This window comes from Mucilaginibacter oryzae (assembly GCF_003148845.1).
GTDB classification, from domain to species: domain Bacteria; phylum Bacteroidota; class Bacteroidia; order Sphingobacteriales; family Sphingobacteriaceae; genus Mucilaginibacter; species Mucilaginibacter oryzae.
The window spans coordinates 1-16,895 of sequence record NZ_QGHA01000023.1 but is presented as its reverse complement, the minus strand read 5'-3'; the positions used below and the strand labels follow the sequence as shown (position 1 = coordinate 16,895).

Genomic DNA, 16,895 nt, shown 5'->3' with positions numbered 1-16,895 from the left:
ACAGACTCGCAATACGGCTGTACGTGTAAGTGTAAAGCTGAGGGAAGGAAGTTACCGGAACGAATTGAGCCGCTACCGGTACGATGTGGTGATCAAAAAAGAGGGGGAAGCTGATTTGGCTGCCGGCTCATCAATCGTTGAGGATTCCGGGCATGGCTATAATATCCCTTTTTTAAACTTGTTAAATAAAGAAGAGATCATAGAAGAACTGGAAAAGGAGCTTCCGGATTATATGGTTCCGGATATACTGATGCCTATGGATCATTTTCCGTTGACGATCAATGGAAAACTGGATAAGCGGTCCCTGCCCAATCCGGATTTCAGTTCAACATCGGCCTATGTGGCTCCTGTTACCGAAACTGAAAAAATCCTTTGCAATATATGGCAGACGTTGCTGACAATAGCCCGGGTTGGGGTGACGGACGATTTCTTCAGAATCGGAGGGAACTCAATTTTGGCAGTTCAGGCCTCCCATCGGATGAGCAAGGCTACTGGTTGGGAAATCGGAGTTGCAGACATATTTATATTTCAATCCATTCAGGCTATTATCGAACATAAACTAAGTGCCAAGCCGGAAGATGGCGTGGAATGGTCGTTTTAGAAGGAAAGGTACAATTATTAATTACCTCTATTTATTGTAGTTATGATCAGGAAGCTAAAAAGCAATAATGTAAATCTCAAATGGATAACCGATTCGCCTGGCGCGGGCAAGAAAGCCGCGCTGCTGATACCTCAATATAACGAAGCGTCACAAAATAATATATATGCTCGTCTAGAATACTTCAAGCAATTATCAACTCAAATAAAGGCGGATATTGATCTAATTATTATCGATGATGGTTCAACAGACAACAGCCTGGATGAAATACGCTCTTTTTTAAATAGCACACCCTGCGATTTTACCGTTGCTTCAGTTTACCCCAATGCTAATAAAGTGGGGGCTTTATACATGACGGTACTGGAAATTGAACACGAGTTTATAATTTTGTCCGATTTTGATACTGACCTGGATGGATTTGAATTTTTGTCGAAGGAACTATCCCGTTTGGGAGCCAGAGCAGATTTTATGGGCGGTTATTTCAGAATGCTGCCTTTAGCTGATGGGGGCGGGGTGACACTTTTTCAACAAGTTGAATATGCGATGGCAAGATCCTTGTACCGTTTTCACAGGAATGAGGATAGCGTTCCGGTCATGCCCGGCGCCGGTTCCTGTTATAAGAGAAATGTACTGGTTCGTATTTTTGAAGACCACAGTGGATTGAGAAGTGGGGAAGACCGGGAGTCTACTTTGATTGGATTGAAGAACGGGTTTAAAACAGCCTATATCAAGGATGTTATTGCCCTAACCCGGCCGCCTCGTACTATTCGTACTTTAATCAAACAACGCGTCAGATGGAATCTTGGGTACCTTGAAACAATTGACAAAGAGAAGCAGTTTTATAAAAAGCAGGTAGCAGAGTCAACACGTATCGGCCTGCGATTTTTTATCGACATGTTAACAGTAATATTGCTCATATTGCTTCCGTTTGCATTGTTGACGTTAATATCAATTGCTCCCAATTACTTTTGGATTTCCATTCTTGCAATATATGGAACAGGCCTATTATGGTGTTTGGCGGTTGTTGTGCTTGTGCCTGAAGAAACAATGGAGTTTCAGCGAAAGCGTCATTTATCCGTTTTAATATTTCCTTTCTACAAGATTTTGGTAGAGTATATGTCCTGGAACCTGGCTCTAAGTCAGTTTTTTAGCAACAAAAAGAACAATCATGCCGGATAGCTTTTGCTGTTATTTTAAATTTTGTTATCGTTAGTAAGGCTCAGCATTACTAACAGGTAATGCCGTGTCCTTATTGAAGCTCGCTGAAATCGGCATGAGCAAATACGCACTTTAATTTGTTTTCATAGGGAGCATCATTTTTATCTGCAAGCCGTAAACTGCAGATTACTTAAGTATTATCTGATCTAAGGTATAGCTTAACCTAAGCTAATAATTTCAAAGGCCCACCGCATAAAATCTTGACCGGAAATGCCAATTAAAAAGGAGTCGCTATTCCGCGCCTATGCGAACGTTCCGATATTCCAGAAAACAAATCGGCCAGTTATCTCCAACGAGAGATGGTTTAAGGCCGATCTGTAATTCCAGCAAAACTTTTTATTGTGGTTTAACCTTTATCTTATGACCCCTAAGTGCATAAAACAAAATATAAAGATAGCAGCCGATGATTACCAGAAAGCCTCTTTGTGGCTCTGTTTGCCCGCCAATAAATGCATAAAGGAGGGGAATGAGGCCTCCGCCCGGGCCAATCCCCATGATCAATAATGCAGACGCCATTTTTGTTTTGTTACCAAGTCCCATGATTGCCAGAGGAAATATTGATGGCCACATTAAGGCGTTCGCGAGGCCAAGCAGAGCAATGAAGAATACCGATGTATATCCTTTCGTGAAGAAAACGCACAAACAGAAGACGATACCGGTAATGGCAGAGTACTTCAATGCGTCTTCTTGTTTTAAAAACCTGGGAATAGCGATGATGCCTACCAGATATCCGAGTAGCATTGCCGCCATTGTGTAAGATGTAAAGTGCCTGGCGTCATTAAGGCTAATACCAATGTTTTTTCCGTATTGTCCAATGCCGTCTCCCGCGATTACCTCGGCACCAACATAAAAAACAATAGCGAGCACGCCGAGCATTAAATGTGGTGTACCCAACAAACTTCTCTCTTTAGACGAGTTCGGGTTTTCACCGCTTTCCGCAGCGATTTCCGGTAATTTCGAAAAGTAAATGACGGCAGCTACCACAAGCACAATAATCGCAAGTGCGATATAGGGAACCTGAACGCGGTGCGCCATTTCAGCCAAAAGTAAATCTTTTTGTCCTGGTTTTAAGGTGCCCGCCAATTGCTTCTCCAAATCGCTCGCTCCTTTTAAAATAAAGCCGCCAACAAGCAGAGGCGCAATGATTCCGGCCGATTTATTCGCAATCCCTACGATACTAATCCGGCGGGCTGCACTTTGAATAGGGCCTAGAATACTAACATAGGGGTTGACTGCTGTCTGTAATAATGCCAGACCTGAGCCCTGCATAAATAAAGCTGCTAAAAATAAGCCATATGTTCTGGTATCTGCTGCTGGAATAAATAAAATCGAACCGGCAGCAATAATGAAAAGTGCTACAATCATCCCATTTCTGAACCCTGATTTTTTTAGAACCCAGGCAGAAGGTATTGGCATGAAGAAAAAGGAGAAGTAAAATGCAGATGTGACAAAAAAGGCCTGGACGTCTGTTTCAAGATGACACACAATCTTCAAGTAAGGAATCAGAGGACCGTTCGTCCACGTGATATATCCCATCAAAAAATAGATAAGGCCCATTACTAACATTGGTAGTAAATAGGTTTGTTTTTTTTGTTCAAGATCAGGAGAAATAGCTAGTGTCGTATCTGCAAGCATGTGTTATAAATTAATAGTGGTGTAATATGGTGATTCGGGGGGGGTATTTGATGAATGGCGTAACTCTGATTTTTTTTTGCAAAATATCGACATTTTTTATGTAATATTTTCATTTAATCAGTGTAATTGTTGTGTTTTTTATATGATTTATATTGAATTGGATTTTTTTTGTTAAATAGTGCTCCTTTTCTTCTTGTTCTTCTCCTAAATAAAGATTCTGAATTGCCTTCAAATGGATTTTATTGGGTACTGGTGTGCTGATATACGTTCAGTTATTTTTTTTTCCTTACTTTTATAACTGAGATTATTGCCGAAGGCCTAAAATGATCGCGTAATTTCGGATAATTTATATCTCGATTTAAGATGGCCGATTAGCGAATATTAAACCGAAGCCTGAATGAGATGAAAAATATTGATGAAGTATCGAATATAACCGATCAGGAGTTTTACGATATCTACTTTTCGAAAAAGCCTGTTCTTATTAAAGGCAGCGTCACTGAAACAAGTTATTTCAAAAATTGGTCACACGAGTACTTGATGAATAAAATCGGGACGAGGCCAGTTCCGGTCAGATATATCAGTAATGGAATATTTAATGACGCATCCGAAATAGTTACGTTGCCATTCAACGATTTTATAAAACTTTCACTTCAGGAGGAGGCAAGGAGTTATTATCTTCAGTTTACCTCAATGGAAGCTTTTTTTCCAGAATTACTGATCGACCTGGAAAAGCCTCACCTGATGCAGGATTCAGATATTCCTATTTTGCCAGCGTTGCTCTGGATAGGGGGAGCAGGTTGCGTCAGTCCGTTGCATTATGACTTTGATGAAAATTTTTTGGTGCAGGTAAGAGGAAGAAAGTCTGTTAAACTTTTTTCTCCTTTGGACTCTTCTTATCTTTATCCTGGTACCAGCCATCCATTTCATCTGAGTACCATGAATCTGGAAGAACCAGATCGGGAACGATTTCCACTATTCAATAAAGCAGATCCATATCATTGCGATCTTAATGCAGGTGATATTTTATATATACCTCCCAGATGGTGGCATCATGTTAAGACAATTACTCCGTCGATTAGTATCAATCATTGGTTTGATCGATTTGATGTCCTGCGTGGAAAAGGGCTAGAAGCAAAAACGACTGATGAAATCGTTGACGCTTTCCAGAAATATTTGAGTCTGGGTTTGCCGATAGACCACCGCGATGTTTTGGGAGAATCTTTATTCATCAAGGCTATTCAGCTCGGCTACAGAAATGTAATAGAGGCGATGATCCGGTTGGGCGCAAATGCAAACTGCGTCAGTTCAAGGATCATGCCCGGCGCATCTGCGCTTAAGGTTGCCGACTCGTTACAACAAAATGATATTTACGCCCTTCTCGTTGCCAACGGGGCATTTTGATCCTTGGCCCTAGAAATGAACACCGACTGAAGGCGATAAGTGAACTATCTGCGTCTGTTGGTTTTCTTTAGTGTATCCTGGACAATGAGGTGCAAGTGTAAAAATTATGCTCAAATTACCCGTCTGCGTTTCTATTGGCAGAGGAACTCGTCTGTAGGAACGCGGATAACCTTTGTGGGGGCATAAAGATTAATCGCGGTCAACGAAACGATTGGTCGCTTCATTGTAACGGTCTCCGGTCTCCGGATATTGTTCCAAAATACCTTCTATGTCCTCCAGATCCGTTTTGCTTAGTATAATTTCCAGTGCTCCTGTATTCTCCTCAAGAAATTTGCGCCTTTTAGTGCCCGGGATCGGTATAACATTGTCCCCCTGATTAAGCACCCAGGCCAAAGCCAATTGTGAAGGACTGCATTTTTTGTTAGCCGCTATACCTGCAAAGGCTTGTGCCAAAGCTTCGTTGTTTGCTGCGTGGGCACCTTGGTAACGCGGTAAATTCTTTCTAAAATCCTTTTCCCCCAATGTCGAGAGCTTTAAAGTATTTGTCATTAGCCCCCTTGCCAACGGACTGAACGGTACAAAGGAAATTCCTAATTCTTTACACATAGGTAGAATCGCGTTTTCGACTTCACGAGTAAGCAATGAATACTCACTTTGCAAGGCGCTGATCACGTGCACTTTGTGTGCCGTCCTAATCGTTTTCTCGGAGGCTTCTGAAAGACCCAGGTACCTGACTTTTCCTTCTTTAACAAGATTCGCCATTGCCCCAACCATGTCTTCTACAGGTATCGCAGGGTCGATTCGATGGGCATAATAAAGATCAATAACGTCAGTTTTCAAACGCTTGAGGCTGGCTTCAACCGCCTTTTTTATGTATTCAGGAGAGCAATTTACGGCGGTATATCCGGCTTCCTGATTAAGTTCGAAACCGAATTTCGTTGCAATAAAGATTTTTTTTCTATTTGGTCGCAGTACAGCAGATATTAGTTTTTCATTTTCACCGCTTCCGTAGATGTCGGCCGTGTCCCAGAAGTTAATGCCCAATTCAAGTGCTCTGTTCAAGGTGGCGATTGATTCCTTGTCATCGGGTTGACCGTAAGCATGACTCATGCCCATACAACCAAGACCTATAGCAGAAAGCTGTTCATTTGTTGTTCCTAATGTCCTGTATTTCATTTTATTTGTTATTTTATTTCCCGGATTTGACTTTATGATGAAACGATGTCCATTTTAATAAAAATTGTCTTTCCCTTTATATTTAATAAGACAGTCCGTGTATCAACATGGCTCTATGAAACGTTTTCACCAGACGACCTGCTAAATCCGCTCAAGGCATCCGTTCTCCATCTTGTATAAGGAGTCGGCGCAGTCATAATACCGGTCATCATGTGTAATTGCGATGATCGTACGTCCTTCCTTTTTTAATAAAGGTAATATAAGAAAATAAAAAGTTGATCGGAATTCCGGATCTTGATCCGCGGCCCATTCATCCAGCACAAGAATAGGTTTATGCTCCATTAATGCCACGATCAGCGCAAGTCTTTTTCTTTGTCCTGTCGAGAGTTGAACCGTGGAGTAGGAGTTTCCCTGGAGTTGAACCTTTTCATTTATTTGAAATAGTTGGAAATAGCGCTCCCAAAGGTTTAGGTCGGGTTCTTCAACGGATAATATTTGATCAAACAAATAGAAATCCGCAAAAACAACTGAATATAAGGATTTGTAGCTATCTGATTGATTATCAATTAAAAGGTCATTAATCTTAATGCTGCCGGAGTCGGGTTTGTAGAAGCCCAAAACTAGGTTGATCAAGGTTGTTTTTCCGCTGCCATTTCCACCATAAATGAATACAAGCTCACCTTTGGATAAATTCAGATCTACAGGTCCGATCCTGAATGCGGAGTCAAATTCTCCATAGTGAAACCTTAGTTGCCGAATATCAAGCATTTCAAAATTCTCGATATTCAGACTTGCTCCTGATCCTTCAGGAGCGGTTGAGGGGGGCAACTTTTCTGTCAGTTCCGACAATTTGGTGACGGACGTGCTTGCCCTCGAAAATGCCGGTAACAGGCTGACCACACTTTGCAGACTGCCTAAAAAATAAATCAATGCGAAAACCGATTTTACAATTACCTGATGCGATATAGAAGCCGAAATGCTAATAAATAAAACGACGAAAGAGATAACGGCATATAAAAGCACCTGGCCTATCAATGCATTATTTATTAGTCTGGTATATGCTCGGTTGTTAGTGGAAATTGAGAGATTGCCGATATCGTTAATCTTATTTTTAAATATAAAATGACTTTTCTCCTTTGACATAAAGAGCTCCTTGCAACCAAGCAGTATATCATTCACCCCTGAAAGAAAACTGCTTTCCAGCCGGTGGGATTCATTGAATTCCAGCCGGTTTTTGATCAAGCTGCTTCGATGAACTATTATTCCAACGATAGAAGCGATAGCAGTAACACCGAATATGACCGGCGATAAGTAAACCAAATACGCCAGGCATCCAAGGGTAATCACCGACGCAGTGGTTATTTCAATTAACCCCAGTATCGCGTCATGAATGAGAACAATGTCATACATAAGCGCCGTGCGGATATCATTTTCATTGCGCTTTATAGAAGGATAACGTGATTCAAGTGAGCGTTGCACTAAATCCTTCCGAAGTTTCCAAAGCAAACTCTGTGAAAATTGAATGAGTGACTTCGTAAGAGTTAACCTTACCATGATGAATGTGAGGATCACACCTGTAAATTGTAAGCAAAGGCGCCAATCGAAGAATCGATATGATCCCGACATAATTAAATCGATCGTTTTAGTAGCCAAAAAGATAAAAAGGAAATTCAAAATGCCGGCTATCACCCCTATTGCGGAATACTTAAGTAAGTTTTTGTGCCCGAGATGTTGAATTAACAAAGATTTCTTCGAGTTCATAGAAGTAGCCTGTATGCTTTAGGTTGTCAGGACCTGATCGCTATAAATTAATTAAGGTTACATATTAAAATAAATTTAATACTATAAAATATCAAACTTAAGAATTAGATTGTGAAATCTTTACTTTATAACAAAAACAGGGTTTTTGCCCTGACGCAAATACTGGTTATGCAAAACACTTTTGGAAATTTAGCGGATCTGTTTATTAATTCAGCTAAGGTATATCCGGAGCAAATTGCTGTGGAAGATAGCGAATCTTCTGTGTCGTATAATCAGCTTTATAAAAGTAGCATGGCAGTAAAATGCATGTTTATTAAGAACGGTTTGCATCCGGACGAACGGGTTATAATCATTAGTCAAAAGAAAATCTCTTCTATAATTGCGTTTTGGGCCGTTATTTTCGCCGGTGGAGTACCGGTATTACTGGACGATGACGATGTGCCTGCAGATCTGCAAAATAAACTACTTACAGCAGCGCCATCTATGGTTATTCTTGATGATAACCGCTTAGCACATTTTTCGAAATCTGGTGCAAAGTTGTTTACATTCAATGAATTAAGCATAACAGCTTCTCTTCCTCCCGATGACTATGAATTACGCGTCTCAAAGATTTGCTACATGCTTTTCACGAGTGGTACAACGGCCGGGGTAAAAGCGGTTATAATTAATCATCAGAACGTTTTAAATTATATTTTCGGGTTAGCAAGGCTGCTTGAATTATCTGAACCGGTTAAATCGGCTCATGTTACAACTTTTTCTGCTGACCTTGGCATGACCGGTTTTTTACTCTCTGTTCTTACTGGTGGATGCATGAGGATTTTCTCGAAAATAGAATCAACTGACCCCAGGTTATTTATCGAAATTCTTCGAAAATCGAAAGTTCAACTTCTTAAGAGTACGCCTTCGCATATCAGGTCAGTATTGTCGGCTGCTAATGAGTTTACAGAAAACCCGATATCATGGCTCTTGGTAGGCGGGGAAAAACTTTCATGGCTGGCTGCTGAAGAAATATTAAGATCGAAAATCACCAAAAAACTTTATAACCACTATGGTCCTACGGAAACAACAATTGGCGTTTTACTGTATCCGGTTTTGGCCAATGACTCAAATTTTAATCATACTACCACGGTTCCGATTGGCAAGCCCATTGGAGATAATAGAATTTGGCTTGATCGGCAAGCTGATGATGCTGGTGAACTTATCATAGCGGGAAAGTCTGTAGGTGATGGTTATTTTAGGAATGAACCCGCAACTCAGCGTGGGTTTGGCCTTTATGATCTGGATAATATGTCGCTGAGAGGGTATCGTTCCGGGGATTTTTGCCGGCTTTTGCCGGACGGGAATTTTGAATTCCTGTATCGCAAAGACCGACAAATCAAAGTACGTGGTTATAGGGTGGAAACAGCAGAGATTGAGCAGGCTTTGCTTTCGCATCCTGACGTTGAATTCGCTATCGTACGGCTGTCGAAGCGGTATGAACATGGTGTGCTGGAGGCTTTTGTCAGATTAAAAGCGAAAGGTAGTATAACTGAGAAGGGGTTGTTGGCATGGCTTTCAAAGCGTATAGCTCCTTATAAATTGCCTTCCTATCTTTATTTCTTCGATCAGGTTCCCCTTACCGGAAATGGAAAAATGGATTTGGACAGTTTAACGGTCGAGCCTCACCGGCTGGAACGGGCCGAATTCAAAGCAGCAACGTCCGGGGTCTGGGAGGATGATGTAATCAACAACTGGGTGTCCATATTAGGCGAAGGGGCCGATGTTCAGGACTTGAGCTTTTACGAGGCCGGTGGCGATTCTTTACTTGCGATACAGCTGGTGGGTCGATTGCAACGGATTGGCTATAAGGTTCATATCGGAGAATTGATCGGATGTAAAGACCTTGCGCAATTTTTGGCATTAGGACGTCAAACGTCTTCTTCTGAAGAAAGCGTCCCGCCTTCGCAACCTGAGCACCTGACTTTTTCGCAACGGAAATTTCTGAAAAACAAGAATCGCGTCGAAAATCGTTTTGCACAAAGTATCCTTTTGGAATGCTTATCCGATATTCGCTACGATTTATTTTCGTTGGCAATACAATCTGTACTGTCGGAACACACGCAGCTTACGAGGACCTTTGGAAAAAAAAAAAATCCTCGTAACACTGAACATTTAAATGGGGTTCAGGTGAGTGCTTTAAATGACGAATTGCCTGTTGTTCATCAAATCCAATCCGTGCAGGAGCGCATCTTGGCACAAATGTCTGTTCAGACTGGCAAACTGTTTTATATCCATGCCTTTGTCAATCGCGAGAAAGCGAATTTTATATTGATTCTTTGCCATCATCTTGCCGTAGATGTTATTTCGTGGCATATCATTATAGATGATCTTGTATATGCCTATAATAAACTTCTTAATGGCGAACCGCTGTTAAAACGCGGTGAAAATTCCTTAATCGTTGATAATTTGAATAGTACTTTGGTTCATGGGGCTATAGTAAGTGGAAAAATACGTCAGCCTGGCAGGTTATTTGAAGTTGGGAGAGGGACCTGGGATTTATGTTTGTCGAAGACAAATGTATATAGTTTCACGCTTGCAAACGCTTCACCCCGATCGTTTTCGCTAAAGGATTCAATCAATGTCGTTGATGCAGATGCATTCTTACTTAGTGCTTTCTTAAAGGCACTGCGCTGTGTTTTTAATAAAAACGTGTTTTCTTTGGATGTAGAGTTTCATGGAAGAAACATTAACAATTTTGATGTTAGCCGTTCTGTGGCCTGGTGGGCACTGACACTTCCCATGTTGTTTGATGAGTATAACGATGGACCGGAAGTTTGCCATTTACTTCTTAGGGAATATGCTGAGATTGCTGCAACTTTAAATCGCTCCCAATCAGCACAGGATCTTAATAAGATTCACAGCTCGGATATTTTATTCAATTATCTGGGACATTTTATGCCGGTCATTGGATCGGGCGAACTTCTTTTCAGACCTTCCGCACTGCATCCGGGCACAACCCGAGTCGCAGCTGACGATTATATGATTCGCTTTACATCGCGATTCATAGGATCTAAACTTATTGTCGATATCCAGTATCGGCGAGATTTTCTGGATGATAAGCAAATTGCCATGGTGGGGCATAGTTTTTTTTGTTTCTTAAAAGATTTTATCAGTCCCGCAGAGAAAAGTCTAAGCGTTGAGCCAGTTCAAAGCCTGGTAGTTAATTTACCTACGGCTGGTTTACCCATTTTTAATCCTGAAATCAGGGAACCTAAGAATTTCGATGGCGCTATTTTACTTACAGGCGCAACTGGTTTTCTCGGTATTTATCTGCTGAGAGAGATTTTGTCTCACACGGATCATCACATAATATGTATTGTGCGTGGGCGTTCTGCTGCATCAGCGAACCAGCGATTGAATGAAACGTATCTTCATTATTTTGGCACTGATCTGAATTTATTCAGGGACCGTATAGATATAGTGACAGGTGATGTGAGTCTTCGTGATTTTGGAATAGAGCCAGAAAATCACAAGAGGCTGAAAGAGAAAGTTGGGGTGGTTCTACACGCAGCAGCGGATACGAATTTGCTTAAACCATATATAGAACTGGAAAAAACAAATGTCTCTGGTGTTAGAGAGGTGATTCATTTCGCTAAAACGGCAGGAAATTTACCGTTACATCATGTTTCATCGCTGGCAGTTAGTGGCTGTTCCCCGATGGCATTCTGCAAATTTTCTGAACGAGATTTCGATATCGGACAGAAATTCGTATCAGATTATGAAAAGTCGAAGTATGACGGAGAGCTTCTGGTTAGATCATATTTTGATTCCGGAGGAAAAGGCCAGATTTACAGGACGGGACATATCGCTGCAGATTCTTCCAATGCTGTGTTTCAAATAAATGCTAACCAAAACCGAATAATTCAAATATTGCATACGGTAGGGATACTAGGGATGAGCCCGTCGGATTATAATGAAACTGTGTCTTTTTCTTTTGTCGACTGTGTCGCCCGGGGAATCGTGAGTTGTATTGATGATCCTCCAGTTTTAACAAACAACTGCCTGCATGTCGAGAGCCCGCATAGATATCAGATCAAGGAAATCGCAGCCATGTTGTCAATTAAAAGTAAGCCGATTAAGATGGTCGACATGTCCGCGTTTAAAAAGGCTGTCGTAGATTACAACGGTGGGAAACAAAATGTTGCAATGGTAAATGCGGGTCTTTCCTGGATCGAACGGCACCAATCGCAAGCCAGGAATATCGACTATCAGCAGGCGGTTTCAATAGACCTGCTGGCATCAAAAGGGATTTATTTTCCTAAAATTACCCCTGAATGGATAAAGGGAATGGTTGCGCAAATCCCGCTAATTGAAAAGAAAGACCAACTGTCGTCCATTGTAGCGGATATCTCCACAATGGCTCCTTTTTTCGAAGAGGCAAACACTATCGAACAATAAAAAAATACCAATGTCTAATTTTCTTATATAAATGAATCAGTTATCATCTATACAGAAATCTATCTGGATGGCTCAGTCGAGGTCTCCGTTGTCGCCGCTTTTTAATATTGGCGGATACGTAAAGCTGTTTGGACTTACTGATGAAGCACATTTTCTACAAACCTTTAGACTAATTACAAGGCAAATGGATGTTTTATCACAGACATCCGGCCAACTGGAAGACTTGGCGATGGATAGTAATAAGGGAGGGGATTCACTGGAGGAAATTATCTGTTTAATCGATTGTTCAGCTCGGTCGAACCCTCTCCGGTACGTTATGAATCTTGTTGATGAAGATATCAGGATTCCGTTTGCGCAATCTGATTTGCTATTCAAAGGCATCCTTTTCAAACTTTCAGATCTTGAATACCTTTGGTATGTCAAAGCGCACCACCTCGTTACCGATGGTTTCAGTATGGGCCTTCTGTTTAGAAAAGTGATGGCGGTTTATAATGCCCCCCTGTTAAATGTTCCGTCAGTTTCTGTTAATAATATTTTTCCTTATTCGGCATTTGTTGCGGACGAACAAAAGTATCAATCGAGTGATCAATATGATGAGGATGAAAAGTTCTGGCATGAACGGCTTTCCAAGGTAGTCGGTAATAAGCTTTTCGGCTCATGTTTGTTGCCTGTCTCACAGAAATCTATGAAAGCAGGCAGATTCGAAGCGGGAATAACAAGAAATCTGTTCAAAAAAGTGGAGGCCTATTGTTCGCAATTTAATTGTTCAGTCCCTCACTTTTATATTACGCTGTTGCTCGCCATAAGTAAGGCGTACAATAATGCGCCCGGAGTTTTAGGCATTCCCGTATTTAATCGGCTTTCTCGGAATTCCAAGAACACTTTTGGCCCTTTTGTCAATATGGTGCCGCTGTATTGCCAATTAGATGATCAGTTGTCATTTGTAGAAAACATGAAATTGGTTAAAGATGAACTTAACCAGTGCTTCAGACACAAACGCTATCCATTAATCGATATTCTTGAAAAACTGGAACAGCATGAAAATATTTATAACGTAACCTTTTCGTATCAGAAAATTGATTACCTATCATCCGTAAACGATAATCCTAATGAAGTTGTCTTTTTGTCCGGAAGTGAGCAACAGGAAGATATGATATTTCATCTTCTTGACTTTTCTGAAGGCGGCGATTTGGTATTAGCAGTAGATTACCTGATCGGAAGCTTTAGCCTGGAGGTTATTCAGGGCATTGTTGCGGCCATCCTCAGGATGACCGAGAATCTGGTTACTTTACCTGATTTGCCTTTAAGAGAAACGGGATATATCGGCGATGAGGAACGAAAAAAGCTTTTGTATGATTTTAACCAAACGGAAAGACATTATGAAGGCCATACCCTGGTCGCAGAGCTGTTCGAGCAGGCGGCTAAGCAACATCCTGCAGCGACTGCGCTGGTTTTCCGGGAAAAACAGTTTTCATATTCTGAGATCAATTCGCAGGCCAATCGAATGGCCCACTATCTGAGGAACACACATAACGTTTCGAGAGAGGTGCCTGTAGCTATTATTCTTGACCGCGATGAATGGATGGTGATAGCGATGATAGCGGTTCTTAAGTCGGGTGGATATTATATTCCAATTCATCCGGAAACACCCGAAACCCGGATAGCTTATATTTTGGATGATGCGGGTTGTCAGCAGCAGATCGATGGCGAATTTTTATCAAAATTCAGTCTGATAGCTGATGGATATTCCGCACAAAACCCGGATCATATCAATCAGTCAAATGATTTGAATTGTCTCATTTATACTTCGGGATCGACCGGATTACCTAAGGGAGCGATGTTGGAGAACTCGGGAATTGTAAACCAAATTTTTAGTAAAATCGATTTGCTTGGATTCAAGGAGGGAGAAGTGCTCTGTCATAATTCTCATCTCCATTTCGTGGGAGGGATATGGCAGCTTTGGGCTCCTTTGGTTTTAGGTGGTAAGGTAGTCCTTTGTGATGATGATGAACTGACCGATATCCGGCAAGTGGTAAATAAAGCAGAGGCTTTCAAATCAAGGGTCATCGAAGTAATTCCATCGCAGTTAAATGAACATCTCAATGATGAAAGCGGATTAAGTTTCGCGAAGCTTGAAATTCTCGTTCTGACCGGCGAGCGTTTGAACATGGAGAATGTTCGCAGATGTTACCGGACGAATGACCGCCTGTGTATCATGAATGGATACGGACAAACAGAATCTTCAAATGATACCGCTTGCCATATATTAAACAAACAAACAACCGGAGATGTAATTTTGATCGGGAGGCCTATCGCAAATACCCGGCATTATATCCTGAACGAATCGCTGGGTTTAGTACCTATTGGTGTCACAGGTGAATTATACACATCAGGTGCCGGACTGTCACGAGGCTACTTAAACCGCCCTGATCTTACAGCTGAAAAATTTATCCAGAATCCATACCTGAAAGGCGGGCGGATGTATCGTACCGGGGACCTCGTCCGCTGGCTCCCATCCGGCGATATAGAGTTTATCGGCCGTAAGGACGAACAGGTCAAAATCCGCGGATACCGCATAGAACCTGGGGAAGTGAAGGACGTTTTATTGCAGCACCCTAAAGTTGAAGAGGCGGTGATCCTTGCAAGAGGAACAGAAGGAGAAAACAATGAGCTGGTCGCGTATTTTGTTTCGGAGTCGGGCGTTGACGGGGGAGAGCTCCGGTCATATTTGAGAGACCGTTTGCCATCCTATATGGTTCCGGTTCATTATGTGCAACTGGAGTCGATGCCATTACTGTCGAATGGTAAGATAGATAAGCACTCTCTTCCGGCGCCGTCGTATGGAGATATAGGTACTGCTTATGTGAAGCCGTCCACGGCCACAGAATCGATGCTTGCTTCCTTATGGTCATCGTTGCTGGGAGTTGCAGAAGATCTGGTGGGTAGAGATGATGATTTTTTCGAGCTTGGTGGTCACAGTTTGAAGGCTGTGCGTTTGCTCAGCCGTATCCAGGCAGAGTTTTCTGTCGTCGTGTCGTTGAGTGAACTGTTCGGTAATCCGCGGATATCGGATCTGGCGGTTTTGATCGATAGTAAACAGGCAAAAGCTGTTGTGCCGATCAGGACCATCCCGGAATCGGATAGTTACGCTTTATCATCGGCCCAGCGAAGGTTATGGGTTTTGTGCCAGTTTCCGGAAAGCAGCATGGCCTATAACCAGGTTTCCGGTTATCTTTTGAAAGGGCACCTGGATGTAACAGGTTTAGAGGAAAGTTTTAACAAAGTTATCGCCCGGCATGAGATACTAAGGACAGTGATCAGGGAAGATGAAACGGGGATGCCCCGGCAATACGTGCTTTCTGTATCGTCAGGCGGCCTGAAGCTAAAGCAGACGGACCTCCGGGGTTTTGCAAGTAAGGGGGTTGAAGATCTGAAGCCCCTGATAACGTCGGAGTTTAGGCGTGCATTCGATTTGTCGACAGGGCCTTTGGTTCGTGCTGACCTTTACCGTTTGTCAGCAGATGAATGGCTTCTTACCTATTCAATGCACCATATCATCAGCGACGGTTGGTCGATGGGCTTGCTGATCAGGGAGGTACTGATGTTTTATAAACAGTATTTGGGTGGTAGATCGGACCTGTTGCCGCCTTCACCAGGTATTCAATATAAGGATTACGCGTCCTGGCAGTTGGAACGTTTGCAAAGCGGAATCCTGGGGGAGGATAAATCTTATTGGCTCTCCCAATTCGGCGAAGGGGTTCCTGTGCTGGAACTGCCGACAGACCGGGTTCGTTCATCTGTAAAAACCTATAATGGCGGTAATGTTGTTCGGGAACTTGGAGCAGAACTCACGAGTGGGATAACCGCAATTTGCCGTGCCCATAGTGCGACGCTGTTTATGGGTTTACTGGCAGGTGTGAATGCCTTGTTATATCGTTATACAGGTCAGACAGATATCACTATCGGCAGCCCGACGGCGGGCCGTGATCATGGAGATCTGGAAGATCAACTGGGTTTTTACGTTAACACCCTGGCCTTGCGCACGCGATTTTCGGGATCGGAGAATTACGGGCAGTTGCTTAACCTGATCCGTGAAGTAACGTTGAGTGCCTATGACCATCAATCCTACCCGTTCGATGAGCTGGTAGAGGCGCTGGACATCCGCCGTGACCTGAGCCGAAGTCCGTTATTTGATGTCATGGTTGTACTCCAGAATAATGATCAGATTGCGATAAGTGATGAAGGGCTTCCTGACCTGGAGATTAATCCGGTGCTTGACGCTGAACAGCCGGGGAGCAAATTCGACCTGACATTCACATTTACTGAAGCAGGCGAAGGTCTCGTCCTGGTGCTGGAATTCAACAGTGATCTTTATGACCAGGCAACTGCGGAGCGTATGGGTGCACATCTGGAGCAGTTATTAGATGCGCTGGTATCCTCCCCGGATACCGGGATATCGTCTGTTGAATATTTGACTGCGGATCAGCGGCATACACTGCTGGAAGAATTCAACAACACCTCCGTAGCGTATCCCGAGGATAAAACGGTCATTGACCTGTTTAAAGAGCAGGTGGAACTGCATAGGGACAAGACGGCGGTTGTGAGCGGAAGTAAGTCGCTGACCTACCAGGAACTCGATGAACGTTCTGATCTGCTGGCCAAATACCTG

The 16,895-nt window shown here is 42.6% G+C and carries 8 protein-coding genes; 5 read left to right on the top strand and 3 right to left on the bottom strand.

Annotation, left to right across the window (positions count from 1 at the left end):
- The coding region (locus tag LX99_RS24935) for a phosphopantetheine-binding protein (protein WP_211319092.1) at positions 1 to 601 on the top strand (601 nt) is incomplete at its 5' end.
- Positions 602 to 643: 42 nt separating this feature from the next.
- Positions 644 to 1,777, top strand: coding sequence for a glycosyltransferase (locus tag LX99_RS24930; RefSeq protein WP_109611013.1), 1,134 nt, complete (start codon positions 644 to 646; stop codon positions 1,775 to 1,777).
- Between the two features lie 375 nt (positions 1,778 to 2,152).
- On the opposite strand, the gene LX99_RS24925 is transcribed toward LX99_RS24930, so the two are convergent.
- Positions 2,153 to 3,451, bottom strand: a complete 1,299-nt coding sequence (locus LX99_RS24925; protein ID WP_245928009.1) for a sugar MFS transporter — start codon at positions 3,449 to 3,451, stop codon at positions 2,153 to 2,155.
- A gap of 402 nt (positions 3,452 to 3,853) precedes the next feature.
- Here LX99_RS24925 and LX99_RS24920 point away from each other — a divergent pair, with 402 nt between their 5' ends.
- Complete coding sequence (locus LX99_RS24920; RefSeq protein WP_109611011.1) at positions 3,854 to 4,852, top strand: cupin-like domain-containing protein; 999 nt, start codon at positions 3,854 to 3,856, stop codon at positions 4,850 to 4,852.
- A gap of 189 nt (positions 4,853 to 5,041) precedes the next feature.
- On the opposite strand, the gene LX99_RS24915 is transcribed toward LX99_RS24920, so the two are convergent.
- Both LX99_RS24915 and LX99_RS24910 read right to left on the bottom strand, forming a co-directional pair.
- Positions 5,042 to 6,028: an aldo/keto reductase gene (locus LX99_RS24915; protein ID WP_109611009.1), complete on the bottom strand. Its 987-nt coding sequence runs from the start codon at positions 6,026 to 6,028 to the stop codon at positions 5,042 to 5,044.
- 141 nt (positions 6,029 to 6,169) lie between these two features.
- Positions 6,170 to 7,789: a cyclic peptide export ABC transporter gene (locus LX99_RS24910; RefSeq protein ID WP_109611007.1), complete on the bottom strand. Its 1,620-nt coding sequence runs from the start codon at positions 7,787 to 7,789 to the stop codon at positions 6,170 to 6,172.
- 111 nt (positions 7,790 to 7,900) lie between these two features.
- On the opposite strand from LX99_RS24910, the gene LX99_RS24905 reads away from it, so the two are divergent.
- Positions 7,901 to 12,226 carry an SDR family oxidoreductase gene (locus tag LX99_RS24905; protein ID WP_146203224.1) on the top strand — a complete coding sequence of 1,442 codons (4,326 nt, stop codon included), beginning with the start codon at positions 7,901 to 7,903 and terminating at the stop codon, positions 12,224 to 12,226.
- A 31-nt stretch (positions 12,227 to 12,257) separates the two neighbouring features.
- A partial coding sequence (locus tag LX99_RS24900) for a non-ribosomal peptide synthetase (protein WP_146203223.1) occupies positions 12,258 to 16,895 on the top strand: 4,638 nt, incomplete at its 3' end.

Coding starts and splice junctions, on each gene's coding strand:
- LX99_RS24930 (WP_109611013.1), top strand. CDS start 644: ATGATCAGGAAGCTAAAAAGCAATAATGTAAATCTCAAATGGATAACC.
- LX99_RS24925 (WP_245928009.1), bottom strand. CDS start 3,451: ATGCTTGCAGATACGACACTAGCTATTTCTCCTGATCTTGAACAAAAA.
- LX99_RS24920 (WP_109611011.1), top strand. CDS start 3,854: ATGAAAAATATTGATGAAGTATCGAATATAACCGATCAGGAGTTTTAC.
- LX99_RS24915 (WP_109611009.1), bottom strand. CDS start 6,028: ATGAAATACAGGACATTAGGAACAACAAATGAACAGCTTTCTGCTATA.
- LX99_RS24910 (WP_109611007.1), bottom strand. CDS start 7,789: ATGAACTCGAAGAAATCTTTGTTAATTCAACATCTCGGGCACAAAAAC.